We start from the raw sequence: 11,651 nt of genomic DNA on the forward strand, positions 1-11,651 counted from the left end.
CGCAGCTCCCGCATCATGATCGTGGCTTCACAATCCGATAGACGCCGACCGAAACGCATCGGCGCCCTGCTGCTGGCGCTCGCCGTCCTCGCACCGGCCGGGCTGGCGCGAGCCCAATCGCCGGCCGACTGGCTGATGGGCACGGAGCGAACCCCCGCGCCTCAGTCGAAGGAGACGCAGAAGGAGGCCAACGACGAGCAGGCCGTGGAGACGGCCGAGGTGCGCATGGTCGCGCGCCTCACGGCCGACGGCGAGGAGATCGAGGACGGCCTCGTCTGGCGCGTCTACTGGCACCCACCGGGCGATACCTCCCGCAGCACGCTCATCACCACCAAGCGCGACGCGCGCCCCGTCTTCAAGCTCAGGGCCGGCGATTACGTGGTCAACGCCTCGCTGGGGCGCGCCCACATCACGCGCCGGATCGCGGTCAAGGGCGACGGCGCGGAGCCCGCCACCGAAGAGTTCGTGCTCAACGCCGGGGGGTTGCGCGTCAAGGCGCTGGTCGCGGGCACGGAAGCGGCCAGCAACGCGGTGAGCTATGCGATCTACTCCGACCGCGACCAGACCGACAACCGCAAGCTCCTGCTTTCGGCGGTGCGGCCCAACCTCACCATCCGCCTCAACGCCGGCATCTATCACATCGTCTCCACCTACGGGGACTGCAACGCGGTGGTGGAGAGCGACGTGACGGTCGAGGCCGGCAAGCTCACCGAGGCGACCGTCACGCATTCGGCGGCCAAGGCCACCTTCAAGCTCGTGCAGCGCCCAGGCGGCGAGGCGCTGCCGGATACGCAGTGGACGATCCAGAGCCCGCAGGGCGACGAGATCAAGGCAAGCGTGGGCGCGCTCCCGACGCACATCCTCGCGCCCGGCAGCTACACGGTGGTCGCCAAATCGCAGGGCCGCCAGTTCCAGCGCGACGTCACGCTCGCGAACGGCGAGACGGCACAGGTCGAGCTGGTAATAAATTAGAGAAGAGGGGCAACGGGCAGCAGGCAGGGGTGTGGCAGCCCTGGCCACGTCGCGAGCCGTCATCTGCGGCCTCAACCCCGTCTGTTGTTGCCTCGCCACCCTGCCAGTTGCCCGCTGCCTGCTGCCCACTTCAAAAATCATTCAGGACCCAGTCGGTCGGGCATCCGTGATTGCGCATGAGCGTCTCGGTCTCGTCGCGGCGTGTGCGCTCATCGAGATCGTGGAACAAGGCGCGGGCGAGCTGCCAGTGCTCGCAGGCCGTCGTTAGGTCGCCGGCCGCGCGCGCCAGCTCCGCCAGCGCGAGCCGGGCTTCCGCCTCAATCGCCGCGGTCCGGCTCCTGCTGGCCGCGCGCACGGCCTCGCGGAGATACTCCGCTGCGGCATCAGAGTGCCCCTGCGGGATCTCGGCCTGCGCGGCCGACAGACAGAGGTGCGCGAGGGCGGCCTGATCGTTCTCCGCCGCGGCACTGCGGATACGCACGGCCCAGTCGTCCGGAGGTGCGTCATTGCGGAGCGCGCCGACGGGTGCTGGCGCTGCGGATGTCCCGGCAGGAACGGCGCCGGGCGTTTCGGGCCGCGCCTGCGGAGCCGGGCCGGGTGCCCCGGGGCGGCGGTACAGGCGTGCGATTACGATGAGGAGGATGGCGACCGGCGCCAGCAGGATGAGGGCTGCCGGGAGACCGCTGACCTCGATGAGGCCAAGAGCGCCCAATATCCCGGGTGTGACGGTCGCGATCACCTTGCAGCGCTCCCCCTACTCCTCCCGCGCGTGCTCCGCGTCACCGCAGCGGACCTGCGGAAAGCAACCCGCCGCGCGACCAAAGATTGTTGAGCCCGCGCTCGAGCGCCAACGGTGTTTTCGGGCCCAGGTTGCGATCGAACAGATTGGCATAGCTGCCCACCTGTCGGACGATCCGATAGCTCCAATCGCGCGAAAGGCCCATGGCCTGGCCGAGGTCCGCCTCAAGGCCGAGGAATCGGCGGATGTCGATATTCGCGGAGCCTCGCAGGCTGTCGACGTTCTCCCGCGTGATGCCGAGCTCCTCGGCCGAAATCAAAGCGGCCAGCGTCCAGCGCACGATGGAATGCCACTGCTCGTCGCCCTGGCGAACGACGGGCCCCAGCATCTCCTTGCTGACCAACTCCGGCATGATCACGTGATCGCCCGGGCGGGCGAGCCGGCTGCGCTCGGCGGCGAGCAGCGTGGTGTCGCCCGTCAACACGGTGCAGGCCGCGCCCGTATAGGCTTTCACGGCGTCGCTCCAATGCTCGGAGCGAACGATCTGGACGCGCATCCTGCGGGCCTCGAAGAACGTCTCGACCGCCTGCTCCGCACTGGTGCCCGTCATCACGCAGACGGAGGCGCCGGAAAGCTCGAAAATGCTGGCGACGGCGTAGCCGCGTCTGATCAGGAAGCCCTGGCCGTCGTGGAACAGAGTGTCCGTGTAGCGGACGCCGAGCTCGGTATCGCGCGACAGGCTGCGTCCGCCGGCGTGGGGCAGCACGTCCACCTCGCCGGCGGCCAGAACCTGATAGCGGTTCCCGGCGGTGACGACGCGATATCTGACGGCATCCTTGTCGCCGAGCACAGCGGCGGCGACGGCGCCGCAGAAATCGATGTCGAGGCCGGCCCAGGCCCCGTCCGGCCCGACGGCCGCGAACCCGGGCATGCCTTCCGTCACGCCGCAGACGAGGTGGCCGCGCGCGCGCACGTCGTCGAGGGTCGCGGCGCGCGTCTCGGCCGTTGCGAGCGCGAGGCCGGCGAGCGCCACCACCGCGGCCACCAGGGCCTGGACGGGACGCGCGCCGCCACGAGGGCGACCACGCTTCGGCCTTCGGCGATCAACCCACACGGAAACGCGCCTCCGTCTCGAGAACAAACTTCACCGGCGGTACGTGGACGGCGCTGCCAGTGGGTGGCCCCCGCGCATAGTCCCTTGAACCGCCGTGTCTTGTGCCGTCGCCGTAGTTCCGTCGCCCCTAACACCGTGCCTGCCGGCCGTCGCAGCCCGGCGACGGCGGACACCGGCGGACCGCGCTCCCTCCGGCTGCGGTCCGGCATCCCGGGGGGCCACACATCCCCCGTTGCGCCCCCAGGGTCAAGCCCTTGACCGGCGTTGGAAGTTGCGCCAAAGGGCGCTTCAGGCGCAGGGCGGCCCGCGTCCTCCAGGGCAAGGATCCCGATCCCATGACGACACCGAAGAAGGGCGCGGCCGAGACCCGCCATCCGGAGACGGCCATCCTGCACGACGGCCGCGATCCGGCGCGACAGCACGGTTTCGTCAACCCACCGGCCTACCGCGGCTCGACGGTGCTCTTCCCGACGCTCGATGCGCTCGAAGCCTACGACGAGCAGCCGTTCCGGTATGGACGGCACGGCACGCCCACCACCGCCGCGCTCGAGGACGCGATCGCGAAGCTCGAAGGGGGCGCGCGCACGCTGCTCACCGCCTCGGGCTATCAGGCCGTCACGACCGCCATCCTCGCCTTCGTCAAGGCCGGCGACCACGTGCTGATGGTGGACAGCGTCTATCAGCCGACGCGCAAGTTCTGCGACACGATCCTGGCGCGCCTCGGCGTGACGACGACCTACTACGATCCGCTCGTCGGCGCCGGCATCGCCGACCTCATCCGCGACGAGACGCGCGTGGTGTTCCTCGAAAGCCCCGGCTCACTGACGTTCGAGATGCAGGACGTCGGCGCCATCGCCAAGGCCGCGCGGGCGCGCGACGCGGCCGTGCTCATGGACAACACGTGGGCGACCGGCCTCTACTTCCGGCCGATCGAACACGGCGTCGACGTGTCGATCAACGCTTGCACGAAATACATCGTCGGCCATGCGGACGCGATGCTGGGCGCTATCAGCGCCAACGCCCGCACCGCCCGGCTCGTCGAGGAGGCGCGGGCGACGCTCGGGGCATGCCCGGGATCGGAGGAGACGTATCTCGGCCTGCGCGGCCTCAGGACGCTCGCGGTGCGGCTCGAGCGTCATCAGCGCTCGGGGCTCGAGGTGGCACGCTGGCTCGCGGCCCGCCCCGAGGTGGAGCGGGTCCTCCATCCGGCGCTACCGGGCGATCCGGGGCATGCGCTGTGGAAGGCCCAGTACGGGGGAGCGTCGGGGCTGTTCTCGATCATCCTCAAGCCCACGCCGCGCAAGGCGCTCGCGGCGATGCTCGACGGGCTCACGCTGTTCGGCATGGGCTATTCGTGGGGCGGCTTCGAAAGCCTCATCGTTCCGTTCAACCCCACGCGCTACCGCACGGCGACCGAGTGGACCGCCGAGGGCCCGGCGTTGAGGCTGCACATCGGGCTCGACGACGTAAGGGACCTCACCGCCGATCTCGCGGCGGGCTTCGAGCGGCTGAACGCGGCGCGGTAGCCAGGAGCAGGCGGAGCCCGGCGGGGCCCGCGCCAGCCTCACACCGCCAGCATTGCCGTCGCCTGTCGCCTGGCCCGCGTCGATCCCAACGTCGCGCAGTCACATTTTCGCGATCGCCCATGCCGGCGGGCGGCTCCGGCGATCAAAAACAAGTCTTCGAGCGTCTTTTCGGGCTTGGGGGGAACCTTCGATCCGGGCTACCGTCCTTTCGTGAAGGACCTAGGACCTTTGGCGAATAGACGCGCCTTGACCGCCTCACTAATTAAACAGCACGTCATCCAAAACCGAAGAACAACCAGGACGCGCGCCCGGCGCTCACCTGGGATTGAGTTGCCCTCAAGGAGGAAAATCTGATGATTCAACAGGCTTTGAACGAGCTTTCTCAACAGATCCGCATTCGTCCGCGCTACGACAACTTCATCGGCGGCCAGTGGGTTGCCCCGGTCAAAGGCCAGTACTTCACCAACCTGACCCCGGTCACCGGCAAACCGCTCTGCGACATCGCCCGCTCCTCGGCCGAGGACATCGAGCTCGCGCTCGACGCCGCGCACAAGGCCCGTGCCGCGTGGGGCACCACCGCTCCGGCCGCGCGCGCGCAAATCCTGCTCAAGATCGCCGACAAGATGGAGGCGAACCTCAAGCTGATCGCCATGGTCGAGACGCTCGACAACGGCAAGCCGATCCGCGAGACGACCGCCGCCGACATCCCGCTCGCCATCGACCACTTCCGCTACTTCGCAGGCTGCCTGCGCGCCCAGGAGGGTGCGATCTCCGAGATCGACCACGACACCGTGGCCTATCATTTCCACGAGCCGCTCGGCGTCGTCGGCCAGATCATTCCCTGGAACTTCCCGCTCCTGATGGCCTGCTGGAAGCTGGCTCCGGCCCTCGCCGCCGGCAACTGCATCGTGCTGAAGCCCGCCGAGCAGACGCCCATGAGCATCATGGTGCTGATGGATCTCATCGGCGACCTGCTGCCTCCGGGCGTGCTCAACGTCGTCAACGGCTTCGGCATCGAAGCCGGCAAGCCGCTTGCCCAGAACAAGCGCATCGCCAAGATCGCCTTCACGGGCGAGACGACGACCGGCCGCCTCATCATGCAGTACGCGTCGGAGAACATCATCCCGAGCACGGTCGAGCTCGGCGGCAAGAGCCCGAACATCTTCTTCGCCGACGTCGCCGATCACGACGACGACTTCTTCGACAAGGCGCTCGAAGGCTTCGCGATGTTCGCGCTGAACCAGGGCGAGGTCTGCACCTGCCCCTCGCGCGCGCTCGTGCACGAGAGCATCTACGATCGCTTCATGGAGCGCGCGGTGAAGCGCGTCCAGGCCATCAAGCAGGGCCATCCGCTCGATTTCTCGACCATGATCGGCGCACAGGCCTCGAACGACCAGCTCGAGAAGATCCTCTCCTACGTCAAAATCGGCCAGGAGGAAGGCGCGCAGTTGCTGACGGGCGGCGAGCGTAACATCCTCGATGGCGAAGCGGCTGAAGGCTACTACGTGAAGCCGACGATCCTCGCCGGCAACAACAAGATGCGCGTGTTCCAGGAAGAGATCTTCGGGCCGGTCGTCTCGGTCACGAAGTTCAAGGATGACGAGGAAGCGCTCGCCATCGCCAACGACACGCTCTACGGCCTCGGCTCGGGCGTGTGGACCCGCAACGGCACGCGCGCCTACCGCTTCGGCCGCGCCATCCAGGCGGGCCGCGTGTGGACCAATTGCTACCACCTCTACCCGGCACACGCCGCGTTCGGTGGCTACAAGCAGTCGGGCATCGGTCGCGAGACGCACAAGATGATGCTCGATCACTACCAGCAGACCAAGAACATGCTGGTCTCCTACAGCCCGAAAGCTCTGGGCTTCTTCTAAGACGGGATCGCTACGGCCCGGCCAGGCCGTCCGATCCGGTTCCCTCGATGCAGCGCGGCCGCGAGGCCGCGCTGTTTCCGTTCAAGGCATGCCCTTTCACTCCCCCGACAAGGATCTTCCGTCAATGACCGATGCCCGCCCCACGCTCCGCTCGCTGCTCGCAATGCCCGGCACGCCGGCCCCGCTTTCCAAATCGGCGCTCGTGCTGATCGACTGCCAGCAGACCTACCGCGAGGGGGTGATGCAGCTCGAAGGCGTGGAGCCCGCGCTTAAGGAATGCGCAGCGCTCCTGAAGCGCGCGCGCGATGCGGGGACACCCGTGATCCACATCCAGCACGATGCGGGCCCCGGAACGCCCTACGACACCAAGGCGCCGATCGGCGCCATCGCCGACGTCGTTGCGCCCGCACCGGGCGAGAAGGTCATCACGAAAGCCTATCCTTCCTCATTCGAGGGAACGGACCTCGACGCGGAGCTCAAGCGGCTCGGCGTCACCGATCTTGTGCTCGCGGGCTTCATGACCCATGTGTGCGTCAACTCGACGGCGCGGGCCGCGTTCAACCATGGCTATCGTCCCACCGTGGTCGGCAATGCCACGGCGACGCGTACGCTGCCCAACCCGCTGGGTGGCGATCTGCCGGCCTCCATGGTGCACGATGGTGCGCTCACGGCGCTGGCCGACCTGTTCGCGATCGTGGTGCCGTCGGGAGACAAGGTCCCGACCTGACGGCATCATTGGCGCCATCTCCCCTGAAGCCCCTCATGGAGGTCACCATGGTCGAACGTGTATCGGCGACGCCGGAGGCTCTGGCGATGATCGCCAAGCTCAACGACATGCATGGACCTCTGCTGTTCCATCAGTCGGGCGGCTGCTGCGACGGCAGCGCGCCCATGTGCTACCCACGGGGCGAGTTTCGCGTCGGCGCGCAGGACGTGTATCTGGGGGAGATCGGTGGGCAGCCGTTCTACATGGGGGCTGCGCAGTTCGACTACTGGCAGCACACGCACCTCATCATCGACGTGGTGCCCGGGCGCGGCTCGGGCTTCTCGCTCGAGGCACCAGAGGGCGTGCGGTTCCTCACCCGCTCGCGCGTTTACACGGATGGCGAGTCCGAGGCGCTCGAGAAGCTCGGCCCGCCGCCGACCGGCGTCGAGCGGCCGGCGGCGGCATAGCGAGTTTCCGTTTCAGATGGAAACAGCGTTTCGACATGCGCAAGTGCGTCTGGACTCCGGCCCCCGGCCTTCGCCGGGGCAGGCTTCACCGGAGTGACGTTGGGTTTGCGCAACCGGCCTGCATACAAATGACCGCATGGGCGGGCAATTCCGTGCCCCGCGGATGAGGAGCCCCTCTCGCTCGTAGCATGCGCTACTTCTTCGGCGCCACGATCAGCTCCGAAGTCATGGTCGGCTGGTGGGCCGAGCAGACGATGCTATGGCGGCCGGGCTTGTCGGCCGTGAAGGTCACCTTCTTCACCTGGCCGCGCTTCAGCTCGAACGACTGGCCATAGGCATCAATGGTGATCGGGTGGCTCGCGCCGTTGATGCCGACGAACTCGAGGGTCACCTCGTCACCTTCATCGACGAAGATCTGGCGCGGCTCGAAGACGTAGACCGCGATCTCCCAGCGACCCTTGTCGTCGGGCTTCTTCAGCACATAGCCCGCCCCTTCGGGGAGCGGCGTCTCGGGAAACGGCTCCTTGTCGACCGTCACACCGCCCTTTGGCTCGACGGCGGTGACGACGATGTGGCGCTCGGCGGCCTCCGCCGTCACCGGCGTTGCGAACATGCCCAATCCAACGGTCACGGCAAGGGCAGCGCGTGGCAAGAACGACAACGATATCATGGACAGAGGCTCCGTCATGGCTGCTCGAAAGCCATACCGCACCTGATCTGCAGTCATGTGTCAACGAGAGTCGGACGGCTCAGCCGTCGCCGCCGCCGTCGGCGAAGCTCGGCTCAGCGCCTTTCGGCGCAGACGACCGCGTCGGGTGGACGCGCCGGGCGTTCGGGCTCGAAGGCCCCTTGTAGTACTCGGTCATCGCCTCGAGAAAGAGCGGCTTCAAGCCAGCTCCGCCGTTGTCGATATGGGCCTTCAGCGCATTGCGCATCCGCGCCTCCCACGACGCATGGATGTGCTTGGCGATCCCATCCAGCGCCTCGTTCTTCGGATAGAGGGCGAAAAAGTCGGTGATCTGGTTGGCCATGCGGACGAGGTCTTTGACGTGCATGCTTGAATTCCGTTGATGAGACTGACTGGTCAGCCGTTGAACACAACAGGACCGCCAGGCCCTAGTGCCGCGAGAAACAGATTGGATTTGATTGCGAGATCGAGCGCCAGCGCCGTCGGCGCCGATACCGTGACCAGACCGCCGATGCCGGCGACGACCGACTTCTGCACAAGCTCGAAGCTGCACCGGCTGGTCATGAGAATGAAACCCGCTTTGCGGTCCAGATCCTGCAGAGCGATGGCACCGATCAGCTTGTCGAGCGCGTTGTGGCGACCGACGTCCTCACGCAGGAGCAGGATGTCACCGGCCCGCGAAACGTAGGCCGCGCCATGCACCGACCGGTTAAGAAGGTTCATCGGCTGGTGCCGCTGCAGATCGCGCGCCGCGCGCTCGATGACGGCCGCCTCCGGCGCCCAATCGCGCGTGAGCACCGGCAACGGCCTGATCACCGACCCGATATCCTCGACCCCGCAAAGACCGCACCCCGTGCGACCTTCGATCGAGCGTTGTGCGATGCGTGAGGGTTCGATCTTGTCGGCCGGCAGGGCGACGTCGACGACGAGGCCACCCTCGACCGGCAACGCCATCACGGCCGTGATGTCGCCAACGCTGCGGATAAGTCCTTCGCTCAGCAGGAAGCCGGCCGCAAAATCCCGCAGGTTCGCCGGGGTCGCCATCATAACAGTGAACGGCTGGGTGTTGATCTGCAAGGCCACCGGCACTTCGTCCGGAAGCTGCCACGTCACCATCTTGACGGTGCCGTCGGCCGAACGCAGCTCGCCAGTCGCGGCCCGCGAGCAAAGCCGCGGATCGCTCTCCGGTCGATTGATTACGTTCGCTCTGACGTTCATGGACCTCAACGGCTCAGACGAGGTCGCGGACTACTCCGCCGGCTCGAGTTCCGCTTCCCTGGAGATACGCTTGTTTACTGTCGTGCGCGCGCGCTGCACCTCCTGCCACTCGGACGGAGCGTTCGAGAGCATGACCTGAACCGCCGTAACTTTGTACTCGGGACAATTGGTGGCCCAGTCCGAGCTGTCGGTCGTGATCACGTTCGCGCCCGTTACCGGATGGTGGAACGTCGTGTAGACGACGCCCTGCGGCATGCGGTCGGACACCATCGCCGTGAGCGTGGTCGCGCCGACGCGACTCTGAAGCGACACTCTCGTGCCGGTGCTGATGCCGCGCACATCGGCGTCGTGCGGGTGGATCTCCAGGATGTCCTCGGGGTGCCAGGCGACGTTGTCGGTGCGCCGCGTTTGCGCACCGACGTTGTAGTGCGCGAGGATGCGCCCGGTCGTCAGCACCAGCGGGAAGGTCCGGTTGGTCCGCTCGTCCGTCGGCACGAATCCCGTCAGCATGAAACGGCCCTTGCCGCGCGTGAACTCCTCCACGTGCATGACCGGCATGCCTTCCGGAGTCTCGTCGTCGCACGGCCACTGGATCGAGCCGAGCTCATCGAGGCGCGCAAACGACACGCCCTTGAACGTCGGCGTCAGCCGCGCGATCTCGTCCATGATCTCGGACGCGGAATTGTACGCCATCGGATAGCCCATCGCGGTCGCTACGCGGCAGACGACTTCCCATTCCGCCATGCCCTGCTGCTCGGGTACAACCTTCCGCACGCGGTTGATCCGCCGCTCGGCATTGGTGAACGTGCCGTCCTTCTCGAGGAACGACGTGCCGGGTAGGAAGACGTGCGCGAACGCTGCCGTCTCGTTGAGGAACAGGTCCTGCACGACGACGATGTCCATGGACGACAGCGCGTGCTCGACGTGGTGGGTGTTCGGATCGGACTGGGCGATGTCCTCACCCTGAATGAACAGGCCCCTGAACGAGCCGTCGGAGGCGGCATCGAACATATTCGGGATCCTGAGACCCGGCTCGCCCGAGAGCCGGACCTTCCACTCGTTCTCAAAGAGCCCGCGCGTCTCCGCGTTGGAGACGTGGCGGTAGCCCGGAAACTCGTGGGGGAACGAGCCCATGTCGCACGAGCCCTGCACATTGTTCTGGCCGCGCAGCGGGTTCACGCCGACGCCTTCGCGCCCGATGTTGCCGGTTGCCATCGCGATGTTGGCGATCGCCATGACCATCGTCGAGCCCTGGCTATGCTCGGTGACGCCGAGGCCGTAGTAGATCGCCGCGTTGCCGCCTGTCGCATAAAGGCGGGCAGCCTCCCGCACCTGCTGCGCCGGAACGCCGGTGATCGGCTCAAGCGCTTCCGGAGAGTTCTCGGGCCGCTTGATGAACTCCTCCCAGCGGGCGAAGTCGGCCGGCTCGCAGCGCCGCGCGACGAAATCGCGGTTGATCAGGTTCTCGGCCGCGATGACGTGGCCGATTGCGTTCATGATCGCAACGTTCGTCGACGGGCGAAGCTGAAGGTGATACTCCGCCTTGACATGCGGCGAGCACACGAGGTCGGTGCGGCGCGGATCGATGACGATCAGCTTGGCGCCCTCGCGGATGCGCTTCTTCATGCGGCTCGCGAACACGGGATGGGCGTCGGGCGGATTGGCGCCGACCACCATGATGACGTCGCTTTTCTCGACGCTCTTGAAATCCTGCGTGCCGGCCGATTCACCGAACGTCTGCTTCAGGCCGTAACCAGTCGGCGAGTGGCAGACGCGGGCGCAGGTGTCGATGTTGTTGGTATTGAACGCGGCGCGGACCATGCGCTGAACGGCATAAACTTCCTCGTTCGTCGTGCGCGAGGAGGTGATGCCGCCGATCGAATCCTTGCCGTACTTCTCCTGCGTCTCCTTGAGGCGCTTGGCCGCGTAATTAATCGCCTCGTCCCAGGAGACCACCTGCCACGGATCGGAGATCTTTTCGCGGATCATGGGCGTGAGCACGCGGTCCTTGTGCGTGGCATAGCCGTACGCGAAGCGACCCTTGACGCAGGAATGACCCTCGTTGGCGCGGCCGTCCTTGTACGGCATCATGCGTATCACCTCCCCGCCGCGCATCTCGGCCTTGAAGCTGCAGCCGACGCCGCAGTAGGCGCAGGTGGTGACGGTGGAATGCTCGGGCTGGCCGTTGTCGATGATGGAATTCTCGATCAACGTCGCGGTCGGGCACGCCTGGACGCAGGCGCCGCAGGAGACGCACTCGCTGTCGAAGAAGGCTTCATCCATGCCGGCGGCGACGCGGCTGTCGAAGCCGCGGCCGGAGATGGTCAGCGCGAAGGTGCCCTGAACC

General features: G+C 66.8%; 11 protein-coding genes. 5 read left to right on the forward strand and 6 right to left on the reverse strand.

The genetic code is table 11. The features are described 5' to 3' along the window. Nucleotides 1-15 precede the first annotated feature (15 nt). Nucleotides 16-972: a hypothetical protein gene (locus tag V7082_RS08885; protein ID WP_334147769.1), complete on the forward strand. Its 957-nt coding sequence runs from the start codon at nt 16-18 to the stop codon at nt 970-972. A gap of 130 nt (nt 973-1,102) precedes the next feature. Here V7082_RS08885 and V7082_RS08890 read toward each other — a convergent pair whose 3' ends face one another. After that, complete coding sequence (locus V7082_RS08890) at nt 1,103-1,711, reverse strand: hypothetical protein (protein ID WP_334147770.1); 609 nt, start codon at nt 1,709-1,711, stop codon at nt 1,103-1,105. 40 nt (nt 1,712-1,751) lie between these two features. Continuing rightward, a complete protein-coding gene (locus V7082_RS08895; protein ID WP_334147771.1) occupies nt 1,752-2,825 on the reverse strand; it encodes an amino acid ABC transporter substrate-binding protein in 1,074 nt (357 codons plus the stop codon). A 335-nt stretch (nt 2,826-3,160) separates the two neighbouring features. Between V7082_RS08895 and metC the strand changes: the two genes are divergently transcribed. From metC to V7082_RS08915, 4 genes are all read left to right on the forward strand, one after another. Beyond that, on the forward strand, nt 3,161-4,351 hold the full coding sequence (gene metC / locus V7082_RS08900; protein ID WP_334147772.1) for a cystathionine beta-lyase: 1,191 nt from the start codon (nt 3,161-3,163) through the stop codon (nt 4,349-4,351). Between the two features lie 353 nt (nt 4,352-4,704). Further along, nucleotides 4,705-6,225: an aldehyde dehydrogenase gene (gene adh / locus V7082_RS08905; RefSeq protein WP_334147773.1), complete on the forward strand. Its 1,521-nt coding sequence runs from the start codon at nt 4,705-4,707 to the stop codon at nt 6,223-6,225. Between the two features lie 124 nt (nt 6,226-6,349). Further along, nucleotides 6,350-6,952, forward strand: coding sequence for a cysteine hydrolase family protein (locus V7082_RS08910; protein WP_334147774.1), 603 nt, complete (start codon nt 6,350-6,352; stop codon nt 6,950-6,952). Nucleotides 6,953-6,999: 47 nt separating this feature from the next. After that, nucleotides 7,000-7,398 (forward strand): DUF779 domain-containing protein, encoded by a 399-nt coding sequence (locus V7082_RS08915; protein ID WP_334147775.1) that lies wholly within the window; start codon nt 7,000-7,002, stop codon nt 7,396-7,398. A gap of 193 nt (nt 7,399-7,591) precedes the next feature. Here V7082_RS08915 and V7082_RS08920 read toward each other — a convergent pair whose 3' ends face one another. From V7082_RS08920 to fdhF, 4 genes are all read right to left on the reverse strand, one after another. Beyond that, nucleotides 7,592-8,011: a cupredoxin domain-containing protein gene (locus tag V7082_RS08920; protein ID WP_334147776.1), complete on the reverse strand. Its 420-nt coding sequence runs from the start codon at nt 8,009-8,011 to the stop codon at nt 7,592-7,594. Nucleotides 8,012-8,147: 136 nt separating this feature from the next. Next, a complete protein-coding gene (locus V7082_RS08925; RefSeq protein WP_334147777.1) occupies nt 8,148-8,453 on the reverse strand; it encodes a formate dehydrogenase subunit delta in 306 nt (101 codons plus the stop codon). A gap of 29 nt (nt 8,454-8,482) precedes the next feature. Further along, a complete protein-coding gene (fdhD, locus tag V7082_RS08930; protein ID WP_334147778.1) occupies nt 8,483-9,304 on the reverse strand; it encodes a formate dehydrogenase accessory sulfurtransferase FdhD in 822 nt (273 codons plus the stop codon). 30 nt (nt 9,305-9,334) lie between these two features. Beyond that, nucleotides 9,335-11,651 (reverse strand): formate dehydrogenase subunit alpha (fdhF, locus tag V7082_RS08935; RefSeq protein ID WP_334147779.1); only part of this gene is annotated, 2,317 nt, incomplete at its 5' end.

It is taken from the genome of Hyphomicrobium sp. (assembly GCF_036833075.1).
Taxonomy (GTDB): domain Bacteria; phylum Pseudomonadota; class Alphaproteobacteria; order Rhizobiales; family Hyphomicrobiaceae; genus Hyphomicrobium_C.